Source organism: Streptomyces sp. NPDC037401, assembly GCF_055602345.1.
Window position 1 is genome coordinate 26,671 of sequence record NZ_JBVJWO010000043.1, and the last position, 19,059, is coordinate 45,729.

Here is a 19,059-nt window from a genome sequence, read left to right on the forward strand (position 1 = left end):
CCGTTCGTGCCCGTGGAGAGTCTTGACGTGGGCGAGGACGTCGTCGCGGGTGACTTCCCGCAGGTGGTCATAGCGCTCGGACCATTCCAGCAGGGCGGGACGTACGGCGTTGAGGTAGGACCAGACGGTGGCCTGGTCGCGGGGGCGGGTGCGTGGTCCGCCGTCGTGCAGGGTGCGGTTCCAGCTCTCGGCCTCCCGGCGGATCCCGGCAGCGAGGCCGTCGAGCCGCTTCTCCAGCCAGTCCTCGTTCGACCAGGATGTTCATCGCTTCCAGGACCTCGGCGGTCCGCTCGATGCTGCTGTCGAGGGCCCGCAGCGGCGCGATGATCTCCGAGTAGCGGATGACGCCGCCCTCGGTGTGCGGAGACAGCACGACCAGGGCCCGGTCCACGTCGAGACGGACGCGGCGGCCCCAGCCACGCGCCTCGGCCAGGCCGTGCGTGAGGTAGCGTCCCCAGGCCAGCCAGGGGTTCCCGGGATTCGCGTGCACATCGTGAGCGAAGCGGCGGTTGTCGCGGGGGACGCCGTCGAACAGCACCGGCTGGCACCAGCGGCTGACCGGCCGGACGGCAGCAGGAGGCGGCGGTTTGCGCGGGCGCCCCCGTCGGCCCGGGCTGCGGGGCCGCGGCGTGATGGAGGCGCCGCGGTGGTGGTGCATGCCGACGAAGAACAGCTGAAAGTCACCGATCTGACGCAGCCAGGGCGCCATCACATACCCGGCCGAAGTCGGCTTGCCGGTCGCCAGGCGGATGTTCCGGCGGGCCTGGCACCAGCACAGCCGGCAGTAGCCGGACTTCAGCGGCTGCCGTCGGCGGCAGGCCCCGCACTCGCCGCCGACGTGCTGGCGCGTGAACTGCGAGCACGCCGGGCAGAGCCTGCCGGTGAACACGCCCCAGGCCAGGCAGCCGTCGCAGCTCGTCGCGGGCACCGCCGCCCTAGCTCAGAAGCGGACCCGAGAGGTCTGGCATCAACTGCGCGAGCAGACGACCGGCGACCTGGCTGGCAAGTACGTGCGTGACGCCGATCCGGCGGACTTGGTCGTGAGCTCGATGGGGACCGTCAAAGCCCCCTTGCGCCTCCGTTACCACCGGATGTGAGACAGAGCCGTTCCTTTTACAGTCCCCTCGGAGGAACTATGAGAGGAAGTCCTGCCAGAATGCGACGGTCGCTCTCGGGCTCCAATCGTCAGGGGTGTGCGCGCCGAAATCGTCGAACTCGTGGTTGATGTAGTCGGCCAGGTCAGCACCGTAATAGATGATGTCGGTTCCCCAGATCGACAGGACTGGGTGGCCGTGAGCCCCGGGGCCGGCGGGCAGGAATCGATGCGCGTACACGGGAACGAGCTTCGGTACTTGGTCCAGCATCAACGTAGCTTCGTGGAGCGCGTCATCCGCATCCGCAGGCCGCTGCCCCCACATCGGAGACCAGTAGCCATGCTGAACTGCCCGAAGGACGCCTTCGACCGGCCATTCAAGGTGTTCCCGCAGCTTCGCCGGGTCGCCATGCCGCCAGTCGGGCCACGGGTTCTCCCAGGTGGCTCCTTCCTCGGGCGGCTGCCTCACCGGAAGCCCCGCAGCCAGAAATGCTCGATGGTCGTCGGCAAACTCGAAGCCGTACTCCTCCTCAACACGGTGGAACTCGGCATCGGTCAATCCGGGGTCAATCTCACAGCAGTCGGCGGCGGCGAGCAGGCGCGCGGCCTCCAGTCCCAGCTTCATTCCCACGGGCGTCATCACCCTCGAACAGTAACCTCCCTGACCTGGGGTGATGCCAGCCGCTTTCGGGTTCACGCTGCACGAGGAAGGGCGGGTTCGGTCCCCTGCTGCCCGTAGTCCGGATAATCGTCGGCCATGGCCTTGAACGCGACGTCCGGCCTGCGCAGCAGACCGGTGGTGACCTCGGTGGCCACCACTTCGTCGCGGGTGAGCTCCTCCACGACCCGGATCTTGTCCTGGCGGGGGACTTGGGCCGCCACCGCCGGACGCCGCAGCAGGCCGGTGGTGACCGCGGCCGCCACCTTCTCGTCCCGGGTGAGCTCCTCCACGACCCGGACCTTGTCCTCGGCGCTGACCTGGGCCGCCACCGCGGGCCGGCGCAGGAGCTCGGTCGTGACCGCCGCGGCGACCTCTTCGTCCCTGGCCAGAGCGTGGATGGCGCTGACCTTCTCCTCGGGCGAGACCGGGGTGTCCACCTGGCGGCCGACCCTCCGGTTGGCGTCATCGACGGACCAGCGGGTCTTGCCTGCCGGCGGAGTGAGGATCGCGGCGAACCGCTCCTCCTCGTCCTCGATGGCCGCCAGGAGCCGGTGGACCTTGAACGAAACGTCCGGCCTGCGGTGTTTCTTGGGCCACCTGGCGGCGGTGGTCCTCGCCGCCACGATCATCCCGTGGGACAGACCGATGTCCTCGGCCAGCCTGAGCAAGGACTCGCGGACCACGGGCGTCCTGTCGCCGGCCGGTCGGCCGCCCTGCGGGCGCATCGGTTCGATTTCCAGAGCGCGGTCCCCGATGACGAACATCCCGCGGGACTGCTGTTCGACTACTTCGCGCAGCTCGGCGACGATCTGCTCGTATCGCCTGTGGCTGACGCTTCCGACCTCGTTGTGATCTTCGGGCATGTGGCTCACCACCCAAAACGGGCCGGCCACGGCCTCCAGGGCTGCGACGGGTCACGGCCCGCAGCACTGCCAGCGTCGGACCACAAACGAGCCCAACGCAGCAAAAACCCTGGAAATGAACGGAATTGGGCATAGTGTGACTGAGTGGGCGTTCGCGCTGCGGTTACTGTGACCGTTCGCCGAACGTTCCGTTCCTCGACCTCCAGGCCCTCACCTTGCACCGGCCCGAGCAGTAGAGAGCATTCGACCGCCGGTCCAGACCGGCAACCCACCCCTGCCCACACACCACGCACTCGACCATGCCCACGCCATCCATCACGGCTGCCAATCGCGCCCGCAGCCGCCGTTGACGGCGCCACGACCTGGAACGACATGCCGAGGAACAGAACACCGCACCCGGGCCGGCCCCCGGTGCCAGGGACTCGTCGCACCCTCGGCACCGACGCTCTCCCACCCGACCAGCGTCAGCCGACACCCCACCAGATTAGGCCCTCAACCCCCGCGTATCAGGGGGATCGCAAACAGGGACTCACCGAAGCGCATCCAGGGCGTTGGGACGTTCGGCCCGTCGGAGACCCATTCGCCGTCCATGACGACGGTGTGGTCCAGCACGTAGCGGCGGCCGAACATGTTCCGGACCCGGCTCATCCGGATGAAGACGTGGTCACCGTCGGCGTTCTTCAGGTCCATGACCTGGTACTTGTAGCGGAGGGCGAGGCTGCCTGCGAAGACCTTCTGGAGCTGGTCCCGGAACTCCTTGCGTTCCGGCTCGCAGCCCTCGGCCGAGAATGCGCGCTCGGCGGGCTCGACGGTGATCTCGCGTTCCGCCACCGTGCCCGGTCGTGCCATCGGGTGGCAGCCGTCGCTGCCCCAGATGACGCCGTCGGGGTCGAACTCCAGCCAGGCGGCACTGTTCGCCGGCGCCTTGATCTCGCGTCCTGCCACCCGAAGGCCTTCGATGGACCAGCGTTCCCACAGCAGCATCCCGCCCGGGGCGGCCGGGAGCCTGCGTGGGGAGGCCTTATGGTCCGGCGCGCCGGTGGCGCCGCTCTTGGCCAGGTGGCCGTCAGGGGCTCCGGTACACGCTCCGGTTGTGAGCTGGGCAATACACAGGGCTGCACCAATGAAGGCATTGCGATGATTCCGGATCTTGTTCCGCATGCGGGTTCAGACCTGCGAGCCCGACGCACGGTTGCACGGGCGCCCGAACTGCGAACGAATAGCCGAAAGATCCCGTCGGCCCGCTGGCGGCCTCGGCTCCGCTCCTTGGCACGCACCGCTGCGGCACGCGAATTGAGGCGGCGACCGTAACCCGCCGCCCGGAAGATCGCTCATGGTCTCCATGCCTGCGCTCACCGAGCGCGAGCACTTTCGTTGGCCGGCGGGTGCCGGTGCCCTTGACCGTCCCCGGCCATGACCCGCCAGACGATGAAGGCCACCCCCGTCGTTGTCGGTGTTCGCCGCTGTCGATCAGCGGGCGAAGGACGAGCCGAGGGCGCTGTCGCCGACGGGGAGGCCGACGGACTGGGGGGGAGAAGAGGCGGGCGCCCGTCGTGCCGGTCTTGCCCTGGGCCGTGGCGGGCAGCACCGTCACGGAACCGTGGTGGACGCCGTCCGCGTCCAGGGCGCCTACGAACAGGTCCGCCCGGCCGTCTGCGTTGGCGTCGGTCAGCTGCACGGCGGCGCCGAACTGCTCGGCCCTGCGCAGGGCGCCGGGGACGCCGGCGGTCGCCCGGGTGAAGCCCTGCGCGGCGGAGGTGGTCAGGCCCGTGGTGGAGCCGTAGAGGACGGTGACCGCGCCGGCCCGCACCTGGTCGCCCGTGGTCTCGCCGTAGGCGCCCACGGCCAGGTCCGCGCGGCCGTCGCCGTTGATGTCCCCGAGGGAGACGGCGACGCCGAAGCCGTCGCCTCCCTCGGCGGTGCCGGGAACGCCGGGGGTGTTCTGGTCGATGACCTGGGTCGTGGCCGACGGACCGGTGGCCGATCCGTAGGAGACGACCACCTGGCCACCCTTGTGGGCGCCCGCGGTCCGCTGGCCGGTCACCACGTCCGCGAAGCCGTCGCCGTCGATGTCGCCCACGGCGAAGGAGCCGGCGGGCGCGGGCGTGGCAGCGGCGGTGCGCAGGCCGGTCGGGGAGCCGGGCAGGAAGTAGGCGGAGTCGGAACCGCCGGCGGTACGGGTCTTGACCAGAAGGTCGTCCTTACCGTCTCCGGTCACATCTCCCACGGCCAGTCCGCCGAAGGAGATCGGGAGGACGGCGGGCATCACCAGCCGGGCGGGGACGGCGGCCGGGGTGTTGGGGGCCAGGCCCTTGAAGGCGTACAGGGTGGTGTTCGCGGTACGCGTCGCGATGCCGACGAGCAGCTCGGCCCTGCCGTCCCCGTCGAAGTCGCCCGCGGCGAGCCTGGCGCCCCAGAGGCGGGCGGTGTTCATCGTCGGCGGGACGGTGAGCGGGTCGGGGTCGGCGAGCGCGGTGGCGCGACCGAGGCCGGTGGGGGAGCCGAAGAACACGGTGACGGCGCCGCGGTCCTGGTCCGTCTCGGGGGCGCCCACGGCCAGGTCGGAGTAGCCGTCTGCGTTGAAGTCGCCGACCGCGGAGGTACTGCCGAAGGTGCCGTACACGGCCGGGGTGCTCGCGGTGATCACCTGTCGGCGGGCGGCCGAGGTGCCGGTCGGGGAGCCGTAGAGGATCACCATCTGGCCCGCGGCCTTCACCGAGCCGACGGCACTATTGGGGGCGGAGGCTGCGACGTCGCCGTAGCCGTCGCCGTTGAAGTCGGCCCGGGGCTTGGCGGCGGGCGCCGCCGCCGCCTCGGAGGCGGCGACGAGCGCGGGCCCGATCAGGGCGGCCGCGGTCGCCACGGAGACGGCGAGAGCGGTGCGGGTACGGATGCTGCGCGGCATGGGGGTTCCTTTGCGGGTAGTTGACGATCATGGAGGAGATCACGCGTGAGGGCGGATGGTTGTACGAAAAAGCCGATCATGATCCGGAGCCGGGCGCTCCGGGCCCGCCAGCCGACGCTTTAGCCTCGAGGAAGACGGGCGTGCGGCCGAGGCAGACCCACTGGACGGGAGGGCTGGCGCCGTGTGCCGGCCGGCCGCCACAGGCGAGGCTGCCACGGCCATGCGGTGCCCCCGAGGTGCGTGAGACGGTGTGCGCCCAGGTTCGGTACAGGCCCGACGGCAGCCGCCGGCCGACGCCGAGCGAAGCGCAGTGACGTTTCCTCGGTGAACCGTGCGCCCCAGGCGGGTGAAGTGCCTGGCCCTGCCTGGCGCTTCCGCCAGGGCGTCTGTCTCAGCTTGATCATCGGGCCTGAACTCTGCTCCACTGCCAGGAGTTAAGGTAACGAGCAGGGGGAGTCGTTTCGCGATGTGGATAGGTGCTTCGGCTGCCGAGCAGTCTGCGGCGGACAGATTCGAGTGGTTCCTTGACACATGGCGTGCGGTCATGCCGATGTCCATGTCTTCTGACCACGCGGCCGACTTCCAAGCCGAGTTCGTCGGGGTGGATCTCGGCGCTGTGCAGGTCGTCAGGGTCACGTCCTCACCGCACCGGGCCCGGCGTACTCCGGCCCTCATCCGGCAGGGAGACCCGGAGCAGTACCACGTGGGACTTGTGAGCCGGGGGCGCATGTTCATCTCGCAGGGACGCAACGACTCGGGTGCGCTGTCCGGCGACATGGTCATGTATGACACCTCCCGCCCCTTCGAGGCCCACGGCCGGAGCGATGCAGAGGCCATTGACGCCATCGTCATGCAGGTGCCCAGAGCCGCCTTGCCTCTCAATCCCGACCGTGTTGCCACTCTTCTCGGCCGCCGCCTATCCGCCGATCGAGGACCGGGGGCGATCCTCTCTCATCTGCTCACCAGTTTGGCCGACCACGGTCCGCAATGCCGGCAGCGGGAGCTGGACACACTCGGCACGAGCGCGCTCGACCTGGCTGCGGCCTGTCTGGCGGAGCAGCTCGACACCCGCGAGGTGCTGCCTGCTGAGACCCGCGCCCGGGTGCGACTCGAGCAGGTCCGCGCGTTCATCGAGCTCAACATCGGTGACCCGGAGTTGACCCCGCGCACGATAGCCGCCCACCACAACCTCTCGCTGCGCAGCCTGTACTCCCTGTACGAGGGCCAGGAGGAAAGCGTGGCCGGGGTCATCCGGCGGCGTCGGCTCGAACGGTGCCGAGAGGACCTCGCCGATCCCGGACTCCGCCGCCGCTCTGTCCAGTCCGTCGCCGCCCGCTGGGGCTTCACCAGCGCCACGGTCTTCAGCCGCGCGTTCCGCGAGGCCTACGGCACCACGCCCTCCGAGTACCGCCAGGCGACTGTGGCAGTTGATCACGGGCGATGACGCGGTGGGCGATGACCTCATGCCTGTCAGTCTCAGTCCCGGCGGGCCCGAGCTGCCGCCCCACCGAGCCGGCGGAGATGGGGCACCGCAGGCCGTGGCGAACCGTCAAGACATCTCGCTGCGCAGCCTGTGCGACGTCTTCCGGGACCAGCCCTGGCTGTGGCTGCCCCCGCCAGGGCTGACTCGGCCGAGCACGTAAGGACTTTGCGCGACCGGAGCCGGGAGGAGCCCGTGCAGACGATCGCGTTTCGGTGGGGCTTCTCCAGTGCCGGCGTGCTCGGGGGGCTTTCCGCGGTGCATACGCATCACCCTCACCCGAGCATCCTGCTGCAAGAGCTGCCTCTGCGTATAGATCGCCACAGGTGGCGCTGTCTCTTGAGCAGAGGTCCAGCGGGCACTGGTCGGCCGCTGGCCGGGCGACCGAACGCGCCACCAGGCGAGGGCGAGAGGCCTGGTGTGCGAGAGCCCCGCACGGCCGGGCGACGATGAGGTCACCGGGCGTGCGGGGCGTAACGTCAGGGGCCCTACTCGGCTTCTACCAGGTAGTGGAGAAGCCGAGACGGAGGCGTTCCTGGTCGTTGGCGATGTCGAGCGCGCCGTTCCTGACGCTCTCGCCCTCCTGCGTGGTCAGGCCGCGGCCGAAGATCCGCACATCGTCGAGGCCGCCGCGGAAGAGTTCGGCGACTCCGACAGGCTGGTTGGGGAAATCAGGCCGGGCACCGACGTGGACGGTGAACTCGCCGGGCGGGGTGATGTCACCGACCACGCCGGGCGCGGTGAACTCTTGGCCGCCGTCGACGGACAGGACCAGCCGGCCGTTGTCGCGCTTGAAGACGACGTGGTGCCACTTGCCGTCGTTGTGCGCGGAGGTGGTTTTCACCTCCGCGTACTGCTCACCAGTGCTGATGGCGGCGCGGAGCTGGTTCTTGCCAGGTTCGGCCTTGAGCCAGAACTGGCGGACCTTGTCGCCCATGCCGTAGCCCCACACGATGGGCAGTGCGCCGGTGGTGGCCGAGTGCCTGAACCAGGCCGTGACGGTGAAGTCGCCCTCGCCCAGGCGCAGGGACGGGGAGCAGTTGACGATGCGCAGGTAGTCGTCCTGGCCGTCGAACTCCATGGCCTTGCCGGTGCCGCGGTCCCCGAGTTGGGCGCCACCGTGGATGACTGCGTGGTTACCGTACTTGTTGGGCCCGGTGTCCGCGGTGCGCGGAAGACGCAGTTCCTGCTGTGCGGCGTCCATCTGCTGCTCGGTGAAGGACGTGAAGCTGATGTTGCCGTGGGGAATGTTGCCCGCGTTCTCGTAGAGGATCCCGATGGTCCCGGTGCGGGACAAGGTCAGGTCCGAGTACCCGGCCCGGCCGGGCGTCACGACGGTGCCGACGGTCTGCCAGCTCTTGCCCTCGTCGTAGGAGGAACGGATGGCAAGCTCACGCCGGTCTTCGAGGGTGTTGGGGCCCAGGCGGGCCGGGGCGGAGAGCAGGATCCGGTCCCGGGCGGCGTTCCTGTCCTTGGCGCTCATCCGCAGCAGCGAGCCGTACACCGGGGCGGTATCCAGGTTGGCCACCGGCATGAACGGCGCGGCGAAGGTCGCGCCGCCGTCGGCGCTGGTGGTCCCTAGTCGGTGCTCGTTGGTGTTACACCGTGCGGAGCTGCGGGCATTGACGTACACGCTGCCGTTGGTGGTCTCCGCGACCGTCAGCTCGCCCGGGTAGGCGGTGGTGTTGTCGACGGCGGAGTGGGCGCCCAGGGCCCAGGTCATGCCGCCGTCGTCGCTGTAGTAGAGCTGCCCGCCGGCCTTGCCGTCCTTGGTGGTGTGGTCACCGGGCACGACGAGCCGGCCGTGGTGCGGCCCGCGTTCGAGCTGGATGCCGTGGCCAGGGCCGGTGGACACCCACACCCAGTCCGCGGGCTTGAGGTGGGTCAGCTCCCCGCTGGTCTCCCAGCTGGCGCCGTCGTCCAGGCTGCGCGTGACGCGCAGGCTCCGCGCATAGCGGTTGAGGGAGCCATCGGCGCTCTGACTCCAGTCACTGGTTGCGTACAGCACAGAGACTCTGCCGGTGACCTTGTCGACGACGGGGGAGGGGTTGCCGTGCGCGTCGTCGTCGTTCGCGCCGACGACAACGGTCAGCGGGCCCCAGGTCTTCCCGCCGTCCGTCGACTTCTTCATGACGATGTCGTTGTGCCCGATGTCGCTACAGGTGCTGACCCGCCCTTCGGCGAAGGCCAGGAGCGCGCCGGAGTCAGTCGTGACGAGCGAGGGGATCCGGAAGCAGTAGTAGCCCTCGCCGCGGGCGGCGAACGGCGTGGAGACCTCGGACCCGAGGGATGAGGTGGCCGTTGGGGTGGACGTAGCGGTGCTCGTCGTCGCGACGGCCGGAGTCGACGGGAGCAGCGCGGCGCCGCCGAACACGGCGAGCCCCAGCGCAGATGTCCAGACAGGCAGAGCGGCGCGACGCAGGCCAGTGCGCCCGAAATGATTGGATGACAAGAATACTTCCCCGATTTCTCTTAGGGCACCACGGTGTGGCGCGCCGAGCGCACTCCGGGATGCGCTGGCAGCTGCCTTACAGCGCTTTTCGCACCCGCAAGCCGGGGCGTCGTGGCGCCCCATGCCTGTGGTGTCGAGACGGCCTCTTCCGTGATCCGGAAGGGTGCCGCCGTTGAAACTCTCCCAGCTCATGCAGGAGCAGGCCCTGCGAGGCCGCCCGCTGGTCACGGGCGGCCTCACAGGTGCCGTGCACTGTTACGGGCGCTTCCACTTGGTGTTGGCGCCGCCGTTGCAGCCCCACAGGCCCAGTGCCGAGCCGTTGGCGGTGGCTTGACCGTTGACGTTCATGCACTGGCCGGGGTTGAGGACGGCCGTGATGGTGGTGTCGGAGTTGACGTTCCACTTCTGCTCGGCGCGGCCGTCGCACGTTGTGGTGGTGACCTTCGCGCCCTGGGTGGCGCCGGTCTCGGCGGTCAGGCACTTGTTGCCGTTGGCGCGCAGCTCCTTGGCCGGGGTGTAGTCCCACTGCTGGTTGGCGCCGCCCCAGCAGTCCCAGATGGATCCGCCGGTCCCGCCGTTGCTGTCGAGGCAGCGCCCGGACTGCTCACCCTTGAATGTGCTGGAGGCCCAGCGCTCGCCGCCGGTAGACGAGCGGACGACAAGGCTGCCGTTGTCTTCGAGGGTGGCATAGGAGCCGGCGCCGCCCGCGGTGCTCGCCGTCCACAGGGGGCTGGTGGTGCTGCCCTTCTTGTACAGGGCGAGGTTTCCGTCGGCCTGCATGTGGAGGTAGGAGTACCAGTCGGAGGTGTTCTTGCTCCACAGGGTGCGGTTGGTGACCCGCTCGCGGACCAGGACGTCGCCTTGGATGTCCATGAGGACGACCTTGTCGTCGCTGACGAGCCAGTAGCCGGGCATCAGCTTGCTTCCGGAGGCGAGCTTGGTGCCGCGGGGGTAGGTGTCGGAGTGCCACAGGTGGCCGCCGATGCCGTGACCGCCGTCCTTGGTGTAGACGACGAGGTTCGCGTCGGACTGCAGCTCCAGCCGGGCGCCGGCGTACTGATGGGTGCCGGTCGACCAGAGGGCACCGGTGGGCTCGGTGCCGCTGGAGCCCTTCTTGTAGATGACGAAGTTGCCGTCGGCCTGCATCTTGGCGAACGCGCCGGCGTTGCCGCCGGTGCCGGACTGCCACAGGGCGCCGCCCTTACCCTCACCGCCGGTGACGTGGTACAGGACGAGGTTGCCGTCGGCCTGCATGATCAGCTTGGCGTTCTCGGAGGCGATCATCTCGCCGGAGTCGAGCGTTTCGCCGCCCTTGAGGAGAACCGGGCGCTGCCTGGCGGACGTGATCCATGAGGCCAGGCCATCGGTACGGGTGCCGTAGGCGGCTGGCTGGGTGGCATCTTCGCCGAGGCAGCCAGCCTGCGAGCTGCGGCCGATGATGCCGACCAGGACGTCCTTGCCGTTCTCGCTCCGCAAGGCGGGGCCTCCGGCGTCGCCCTTGCACAGGGGGGCGCCCGCGGGCGTCTTGGCGGTGACGGCGAAATCGGTTGTGGTCGGGGCGGCCGCCGTGAATGTCGCCTTGTGGGGCTTGGTGGGACGCCAGGTGGTGGCCGTCCGCCCATATCCGGCGAAGGTCAGCTCGTCACCGGCCGCCGGGGCGGCGGTGGCTACCGGCACAGGCGTGACTCCGTACGCGGGGGTGGCAAGTCGCGCCAGGACCACGTCACGGTCGGCGCGAGGGAGCAGCTCGGCGATGTCGCTGCGGTGCGAGCCGAGGGAGAGGACCGTGCGGTTCTTGGGCGCACCGGCCGCCACGTCGATGCTCTCGGCCGGCTTGTCGGCGAAGCAGCTCTTGGCGGTCACGACCCAGCGCGGGTCGACCAGGACGGCGCTGCAGGAGCGGCTGGTGCTGATGTCGAGGCGGCCGGTGTACGGCACGGTCGAGTCGGCAGTGAACGCGGGGGAGCCTGATCCGGTGACCCGGATCTCCAGCAAGGTGCTGCGGGGGCCGTCCACGACGCCCTCGCCGACACTGGCGTACCCGTCCTTGGCGATGTTGACCGTCTGGGTGGCTCCGTCGGCGGTCAGCTTCGCGCTGAGCGGCTTGTCGCCCGCGTCGATGGCGAAGACACGGGGAAGCTCCAGTGCGACGTACCCGGTCGGGGCGAGCGCGTTGAAGCAGTACGTGCCCTGCCGGTTGAGCGTCAGATCCTCAACCGACATGACACGGATCTGAGGCTTGGAGGTGTCGCAGTCGGCAAGGAGGACTTGACCATCACCCCCGACGAGCTTGATGCCCTTGTCGGCCAGGATCTTCGCGGTGTCAGGGTAGGTGAAGTCCTCGAAGACATACGCGGCCGGGGGCGCGTCGGCAGCTGCGGCCAAGCTGCCTGCAGGAACACTGGATGCGGCGGCGAACACCGCGATGAAGCTCAGTTTTCTGGCGCGGGAAAGCACCGGAACCCTTCCGATGGCGGCGCATTTCGGCGCCGGGAGATGTGAGTGATGCATCAGCCGGCCGATCCCCCAGTGCACGGCAATGCAGGTACAAAGCTGAGCCGCGACGCGAAGCTCTGTCAAGCGCCGATTATCGAGCTCGCTTTCCTGCACGCATCGTTGAGAAATCATGCACGTGATGCACAGTCCCCCCCCGTATGGGGAGTTAGGGTCGACGCCTCATGCAGGACGCACCGAGTCCTGAGCCATGCCCCTGAGAGCTGACCACTCCTCAGGCGAGCCACGAGCCCGGCAGGCCCCCATTGACAGTGGTGCTTTCATGCGCCCGAATTCGTGAGACAGGTTCTTGCTGTGAAAAGGGTTTCAGGGCCGATAAGCCCACCCGGAGTATCCAGATTCGTCAGACAGTCACTCAGCCGCACTGTGCTGCCCCTTGCCCTCGTCGCGGGTCTGCTCGGAGCCGTGCCCGCCGCGGCCGTCGCTGAGACACCGCCGGCAGAGGTCCCCGGTTACGTTGTCCCGGCGACCGAACGCGGCCGCGTAGTAGACCTGTGGCGCGAGGGCGGTCCCGGACTCCGCGCTGCCGCCGAGGTCGCGCTGACCGGCAGCGACGACGACGTCAAGCGCTTCCTGGAGCAGGCCACTGCACTCGAGGTCCAGGACGATCGGGTTGCGACCGCCCAGGTCGCCAGCGTCGGCGGCAGCAGCGTCCAGGAAGCCGCCCGAGCCGCACTCGCAGGCACGCCCGCCGACCTGAAGGCCTTCCTCAAGGACGGCTGGCGGGCTCCGATGGAGCAGGACCAGCGCGTCCGGGTCGCTCAGATCATCGACACCGCCGGCCCCGTGACCCAGGACAGGGGCCGCGCCGCACTCAAGGGCGATACGGAGGACATCGAGGCTTTCCTCAGAGAGGGCCAGTACACCCAGCAGGCGCAGGACAACCGTGTCCACGTTGCTCAGATCCTCAGCGTTGGCGGTACCAACGTCCGCGCTGCCGGACGACTTGCTCTGCGCGGCACCGAGGCGGACATCCGAGACTTCCTCGAAGTCAAGCAGCACGTCGCACGTGCCCGGGACGCCGAGACCACTTCGGTCTCCGAGTTGGCGACTCAGGCCGAGGAAGCCAACCGTCAGGCGACAAAGGAGACCACGGCGGCCAAGGCCGCCTCGGCACGCGCCGTCGCAGCCTCCAAACTTGCCAAGGAAGCAGCCCAGACTGCGGCCGCTGAGACCCAGGCAGCACGCAACGACTCCCTCAAGGCGGCATCCGCGGCCTCCCGTGCCGCGGAGTACGCCCGGCAGGCCGCTGCAGCGGCTCAGCAGGCCGTCGCAGCTGCACGCGCCGCCAACAGCGCAGCCCGGGTCGCGGCCAACGCTGCCGCGGCGGCAGCTAGCGCAGCGGCCGCCGCGTCGAACGCCGCGAGTAGGGCTCGTGATGCTGCCGCGGCGGCGGCTGGAGACGCGGGCAAGGCCTCTGATGCCCGTGAGGCAGCTCGCGTGGCCCGTGAGTCCGTCAAGGGGGCCCAAAGGGCGGCTGATGCTGCTGACAAAGCCGGCCTGTCGGCTGACGCCGCTGCCAACGCATCCATGGCGGCACTGAGCGCCGGCGCAAACGCGATCGACGCCGCCGACGCAGCAGACGCTGCCAGCGGCCACGCGGACGCGGCGGGGGTTTCCTCGGCCGAGGCTCGGGCCGCCGCGGCCGCCGCCCGCCGCCACGCCAACGAGGCCAGGCGTGCCGCTCAGGCATCGGCGGCCCTGGCACGCAAGTCCGCCACTGCCGCGCGGGAATCACGTGATGCTGCCCGGGCCGCGGCCAAGCATGCCGAGAACGCGGCCACGGCCGCTGACGAAGCCGCCGCCCAAGCTGGCAACGCGGCCACGGCCGCGGCCCAGTCCACGGCACACGCCAACGCGGCATCCGAAGCGGCCAAGGCAGCGTCGGCAGCTGTGGAGAAGGCCAAGGGCATCTACGAACTCCGGCGCGAGATCGAGGCCGAGGAGCTCACCGCCCGCACCAACGCCGGAATCGAAGAAGCCCGGGACAGCAAAGCCGAGGAAGAGGCACAGAAGGCCGAGCAGGTGAAGACGGACCAAGAGGTCAAGGCCGTCGAGACCGAAGCCGAGACCCTGGCTGCCGAGGCCGTCAAGCCGGACCTCGACCAGAAGGCGCTGGCCGCTAACGGCCGTAGGTTCGCCCTGAAGAGCGCGAAGCTGCGCGGTCAGTGGAGCGGCGTTGCCGCCGAAATCGCTCTGGCCGGTGATGACAAGGCCATCATCGACTACATCCGTACGGAATGGGCCAAGGCCGAACATCAGGACGACCGCGCCAAAGCGGCCCAACTCGCCGAACAGAGTCCCTCCACCGCCGTCCGTACGGCTGCGGAGCACGCCCTCAAGGATGGCGCAAACGCTGTCACCTCCTTCCTCACCACCGGCCAGTACCTTGCCGGAACCCAGGACGCCCGCGTCTATATTGCCCAGGCTATCGATGCCGGAGGGCCCGTCGTTCAGGACGCCGGACGTGCAGTTCTGAACTCCAACGACGTCGGGCAGTACCGGACCTTCATCACCGCCACCCAGTTCACGGCCCGTACCCAAGACGAGCGTGTTCGTGCGGCTCAGCTCCGCGACGCCGGCGGCCCCGAGGTCGAGGCAGCTGCCCGGATCGCGCTTGAAGGTTCGACCGAGCAACTCCACGAGTTCGTTACCGTCGGCCAGCACAAGGCGCAGCTCGAGGACCGTTTGGCCGGCAACCACAAGGAGTATGTCCAGCACATCATCGCTGCGGCTGCTGGCGTTGCTGCCAACGCGCACAAGGAGGCATTCGAGGCCCAGAAGACCGCCGCTTACGCACGCAACGCATCCACGGAAGCCGCCGGGTACGCCAGCCAGGCTGCCGCATCCGCTGCGGAAGCCAAGGGGTACGCCGATCAGGCGGCCGCATCCGCAGCGGCGGCGGAAGCGTCCGCAGCAAAGGCCGCTGACTCAGCCCAAACTGCGCGCGCAGCGGCCGCAAGCGCCGAGCAGGCGGCCGGCACCGCGGAGCGATCTGCGATGGCTGCGGCAGCCTCGGCAGCTATGGCCAGGAAGTCTTCACAGGTGGCCTGGGCTTCGGCGTCCAAGGCCCGGGAGTCCTTCCTCAAGGCCAACAACGATGCCGAGGGCGCGCAGCGAGAGGCAGATCAGGCCTACGCGGATGCAATAGCGATAGCAGAAGAAGAGGAGCATCGATACCGGACAGAGGTTCTACCCGGCCTGAAAGCCAGCGAACAGTATCGCTGTGGCCTCTACGGTCTCGGCTGCATGGACGATGCCGAATTTGCCCGATGGTGCTATCGAATCGGTGGCGCGTGTGCCATCGTCCTGAAGACGGAAGAGACACTCCGTCCTGTGATGGAGCGAAGTGTCTACCTAGCCAAGGAGCTGGGTGGCCTCAGCAACTTCTACACATGCTTGGAGGACAACGAGCTCGAAGCTTGCATGGAACTCGGGCGTGACCTCGTCGTTAGTTCGAAAATGCGGCTCATGCGTCTGGCGGCAGACAAGCTGCTCAAGCTCATCAAGGGCTGCACGAAATGCTTCCCTGCCGGAACGAAGGTTCTACTTTCGGACGGTTCTGCAAGGAAAATCGAAGACATCCGTGCCGGCGATTCGGTTCTCGCCGCTGATCCCGTCACTGGAATCTCGGCGCCTCGTATCGTCACCGCGCGAATCATCACGGATGAAGACAAGCACTTCAACCTTCTCGAACTTGACACACGGAATGGGTTGGAAAAACTCTCTGTAACCAGTGAGCACCCCTTCTGGAATCCGGACTCCGCTCAGTGGGTGGAAGCGCGCGACCTGAAAAAGGGCGCGGCCCTCCGCTCTTCTGACGGCCGTTCCGTGACTGTGAGAGCGAACCGGCCCTACTCGGAGTCCGTCCCCACGTACAACCTGACCGTCCGTGGCCTGCACACCTACTTTGTCCTCGCGGGCAGCACGCCTGTACTGGTGCACAACTCGACATGCGACTGGCTTGAGGGTCTGCGCGACCACGACGTGTACGATCCCGTTACGGGTAACCGAATAACGGATATCGATCACGTGAAGGATGGAGTCCTGTGGGAAGAAAAGAGTGCATTGTTCGGAGATGAATCCTGGATCGCGGACAAGGTGGATAATAAGCTTGAGAAGTACCTGAAGGCGCGCAAACATCTCGACGGATACACTGATGCGCCAATAGGTTTCAGGATGACCAATCCGCGGGTTGACCCCAGATTCCGTGCAGCACTGGAAGAACACTTTGAAAAACTCAGGCAAAAATATCCCGACCTCGATCTTCGTCTGGAGTTCACCGAGTGAGCTATCCTTTTGAGATGGATGGAGAGGCGGTCTGGGACCCTTCGCTGCGTATTGGTACGTGGTATATGGCTCTTTCTGAGACTGTCGCCGGTCTTGTAGGATGCGCCACAGGCCTTACTGCTACGGAGCAGGGGACCTGCGAAATCAATCCATCTGCATTCCAGGGTTTTGTGCGCGAGTTGCTTGATGTATACGCCTCCACGCGCCACCCCGTTCAGCACGCACTGGTGCAAGGTGTCTTGCTGCCCTCGCTCGTCGTGGCGGAAAGAATCGGTGTCGAGATTCCCGTGAACTCCGAGGTCGAGCGTCAGCTAATGGAGGCGATTCCGGCGTTCTCGCGCGCCATGTAATCAAATAGGCTAAGAGCTCGTAACAGGATCTTGTTGAGATGCCCTGGTCGGGTGTAACCAGTGTGATGATTCGGCCGTTCGTGAGTGTGTGAGCACTCGGCCGTGGATCGTGGACGACGACTTGTGGGCACTGATTGAGCCGCTGCTGCCGCCCTGGCCGACGAGGTCGCCAGGGCCGCGGCCGGTGGCAGACCGGTTGTGCCCGCAGGGCATCCTGTACGTCCTGCACAACGTCATTGCCTGGCAACTCCTGCCACCTGAGCTGGGCTTCGGCTCCGGGCAGACCTGCTGGCGGCGCCTGGAGCGGTGGCAGCAGGCCGGAGTCTTCGACCAGCTGCACCGGATCCTGCTCGCCGAGCTGAACTCGGCCGACCGGCTCGACTGGTCGAGGGCGTGCGTGGACGGCTCCCACATCCGGGCGAAAAAGGGGGAGCCGACACCGGTCCGTCGCCGGTCGACCGGCGGAAGACGGGCAGCAAACACCACCTGATCTGCGACGGACGCGGCACCCCGCTCAGGGTCATCACGACCGCGGCCAACGTCAACGACGTCACCCAGACCCTCGCCCTCATCGAGGGTATCCCGCCGGTGGCAGGTCGTCCCGGCCGGCCCCGCCGACGGCCCGAGGCCCTGCTCGGAGACAAGGGCTACGACTCCAACCCTAACCGCGATGAACTGCGCAAACGCCGGATCCTGCCCGTCATCTCCCGCAAACGCGCCCCGAACATCAAGGACATGGGCAGACTCCGCTACGTCGTCGAGCAGACCTTCGCCCTGCTCCACCAGTTCAAACGACTCGCCGTCCGCTAGGAACGCCGCACCGAACTCCACGACGCCTTCGTCTCCCTCGCCTACAGCCTCATCTGCTGGCGACGCCTCAACAAACCCGAATCATGATCGTGTTACGAGCTCTTAGCATTACAACCGCCCCTTTCTAATATTGAAGGGTGAACATCTCCTGGGGGGAACTCTCTTTAAGTGCTCCTCCGATCACGTAATGTGAGCGTCAGTTTCGAGCGGAGATCTCACTGAAAGCCGGAATTTCGAGGTGAACAGCTCTCTGGGCCTGTGAACTTGGGCGTCAAGCTGGGCGAGATTTGCTTCGGTGCTGACCAGGCTGACGTTGAGGCCCTCCACCTCTCCGAGTCATCCTTCGCGTTCAGCTTCTGCGATTCGATCAGCAAGGTTTCCTTGATCTCATTCAGGCGGGGCCGCTGGGCGGGGTCGGGCTAGAGAATTGGGCAGCGAATGCATTCTCTGAACTAGCGATCGCTACTCAGGGCCTGGGTAAACCGCTGGCAGCTGGGTCGTCCCCGCGCAAGGATGCAGCCATGCGCTATGCCAACACCGACCCCGAACTGATGGACCTGGTCCGACGATTCGTCACGCCTGGCCGGCGGTACATGCGGCTGGGCGGAAGCTCACTGCGGTTGAGCGGACCTGAGCGCGACCTGTTCGTGAGGGAGCTGGTCCAGGCTGCCGGGGAGATCGCTCCCACGGAACTCGGCATCCTTTTCGAGGGCGGGTGGCGAGAGCGCACGACTGCCTCCTGGCTGGTTGCCGTGGCCGGGAGGACCGAGTTCCGGAGCCGCATCGGCGAACTGCTGCTGGCCAGCGGAGGCCCCTACCAAGGGTCTCTCTGCATCGCTCTTGCCACCTTCGGCACCAGCGCGGACGCCGATCTGCTCTGCAAATACCTTGATCGCTACCTGCCTGAACCCGACCTCCGCTGGGACCAGACCGCGGTATTCAGCACACTGCTTCACCTCGATGCCGTCCTTGGGGCGGAGCGAGCAGCCCCATACCTTGCGGCCGGAGGACTATGGCAGCAGTGGACTGCTGCCACGCCGAACACGGTGCGGGATCCGCAGGAGTACCGGCAGGTCGTGGACCAGCTCTGTTCCTTCGCCAGCGAGTGCGCTGAACTCTTTGCCAGAACGGAAACCAGGAGCTGAGCCCCCCGGCCTGACCGCTGGACGCCGACTGCTTCGGCCCCCTCGGTAGAGTCTGGGCAATGACAGGAAACCAGGGCCGCTGGTCAAAGGTCGACCAGGATGGTGGCATCGAGGACGTGACGCTCCTCATCCTGGAATGGCTGGGTGAGCAGGGCGTGAACGCCATGATCAGAGTGGACGCCGAGAGGATGGCCGACAACGCGCCGGCGTGGACGTTCGCCGCCAGTGGGGGTCCCTTGGAGCATGGCATGCGTGCTGACGGGAGGACTGTGCAGCAATGCATGTCCACAGCCCTGTCCCAGTTGCGCGAGGCCGGGCTGGCGGTTCCGTTTTGATCTTCGTCTTCGCTCGCCCCTGATTCGATCATGACTTTGGTCTCAGCGTCCCAGCGGTCCCTCCGGACCGACTGAAGCCCGGCATTCCGAGCTGGACCGTAGCCGACTTCCTCTCGGCCAGTGCGTCGACCTGGGCGAGCTTGTCTTCGGCGCCGGCCAAG

At 67.7% G+C, this 19,059-nt stretch carries 12 protein-coding genes and 1 pseudogene; 6 read left to right on the forward strand and 7 right to left on the reverse strand.

The genetic code is table 11. From position 1 onward, the window contains the following. Positions 1 to 67: 67 nt before the first annotated feature. The 5 genes from ACZ7H1_RS32575 to ACZ7H1_RS32595 form a co-directional block, all read right to left on the reverse strand. Positions 68 to 928: a hypothetical protein gene (locus tag ACZ7H1_RS32575; RefSeq protein WP_470791541.1), complete on the reverse strand. Its 861-nt coding sequence runs from the start codon at positions 926 to 928 to the stop codon at positions 68 to 70. 205 nt (positions 929 to 1,133) lie between these two features. Beyond that, positions 1,134 to 1,718 (reverse strand): hypothetical protein, encoded by a 585-nt coding sequence (locus ACZ7H1_RS32580; protein WP_470791542.1) that lies wholly within the window; start codon positions 1,716 to 1,718, stop codon positions 1,134 to 1,136. Between the two features lie 68 nt (positions 1,719 to 1,786). Continuing rightward, the gene (locus ACZ7H1_RS32585) at positions 1,787 to 2,617 is read right to left on the reverse strand and encodes a DUF6192 family protein (protein WP_470791543.1); all 831 of its coding nucleotides are present in this window, start codon (positions 2,615 to 2,617) and stop codon (positions 1,787 to 1,789) included. Between the two features lie 492 nt (positions 2,618 to 3,109). Next, entirely contained in the window at positions 3,110 to 3,778 is a 669-nt protein-coding gene (locus tag ACZ7H1_RS32590; RefSeq protein ID WP_470791545.1) for an META domain-containing protein, read from the reverse strand. Continuing rightward, entirely contained in the window at positions 3,684 to 5,522 is a 1,839-nt protein-coding gene (locus ACZ7H1_RS32595) for an FG-GAP-like repeat-containing protein (protein ID WP_470791546.1), read from the reverse strand. Before ACZ7H1_RS32595 ends, ACZ7H1_RS32590 begins: the two co-directional genes overlap by 95 nt. Before the next feature lie 466 nt (positions 5,523 to 5,988). Between ACZ7H1_RS32595 and ACZ7H1_RS32600 the strand changes: the two genes are divergently transcribed. Beyond that, positions 5,989 to 6,966: an AraC-like ligand-binding domain-containing protein gene (locus ACZ7H1_RS32600; RefSeq protein ID WP_470791548.1), complete on the forward strand. Its 978-nt coding sequence runs from the start codon at positions 5,989 to 5,991 to the stop codon at positions 6,964 to 6,966. A 535-nt stretch (positions 6,967 to 7,501) separates the two neighbouring features. Here ACZ7H1_RS32600 and ACZ7H1_RS32605 read toward each other — a convergent pair. Together ACZ7H1_RS32605 and ACZ7H1_RS32610 are read right to left on the reverse strand one after the other, a co-directional pair. Next, on the reverse strand, positions 7,502 to 9,376 hold the full coding sequence (locus ACZ7H1_RS32605; protein ID WP_470791549.1) for an exo-alpha-sialidase: 1,875 nt from the start codon (positions 9,374 to 9,376) through the stop codon (positions 7,502 to 7,504). Between the two features lie 333 nt (positions 9,377 to 9,709). Beyond that, positions 9,710 to 11,839 (reverse strand): ricin-type beta-trefoil lectin domain protein, encoded by a 2,130-nt coding sequence (locus ACZ7H1_RS32610; protein WP_470791551.1) that lies wholly within the window; start codon positions 11,837 to 11,839, stop codon positions 9,710 to 9,712. Positions 11,840 to 12,373: 534 nt separating this feature from the next. Between ACZ7H1_RS32610 and ACZ7H1_RS32615 the strand changes: the two genes are divergently transcribed. From ACZ7H1_RS32615 to ACZ7H1_RS32635, 5 genes and pseudogenes are all read left to right on the forward strand, one after another. Then, positions 12,374 to 16,258: a polymorphic toxin-type HINT domain-containing protein gene (locus ACZ7H1_RS32615; RefSeq protein ID WP_470791553.1), complete on the forward strand. Its 3,885-nt coding sequence runs from the start codon at positions 12,374 to 12,376 to the stop codon at positions 16,256 to 16,258. Positions 16,259 to 16,272: 14 nt separating this feature from the next. Further along, positions 16,273 to 16,608: a DUF6086 family protein gene (locus ACZ7H1_RS32620; protein ID WP_470791555.1), complete on the forward strand. Its 336-nt coding sequence runs from the start codon at positions 16,273 to 16,275 to the stop codon at positions 16,606 to 16,608. Between the two features lie 106 nt (positions 16,609 to 16,714). Beyond that, a pseudogene (locus ACZ7H1_RS32625) lies at positions 16,715 to 17,505 on the forward strand (IS5 family transposase). A gap of 434 nt (positions 17,506 to 17,939) precedes the next feature. Beyond that, positions 17,940 to 18,563, forward strand: a complete 624-nt coding sequence (locus ACZ7H1_RS32630; protein ID WP_470791556.1) for a DUF6000 family protein — start codon at positions 17,940 to 17,942, stop codon at positions 18,561 to 18,563. 59 nt (positions 18,564 to 18,622) lie between these two features. Further along, a complete protein-coding gene (locus ACZ7H1_RS32635; RefSeq protein ID WP_470791558.1) occupies positions 18,623 to 18,898 on the forward strand; it encodes a hypothetical protein in 276 nt (91 codons plus the stop codon). The last annotated feature ends 161 nt before the right edge of the window (positions 18,899 to 19,059 follow it).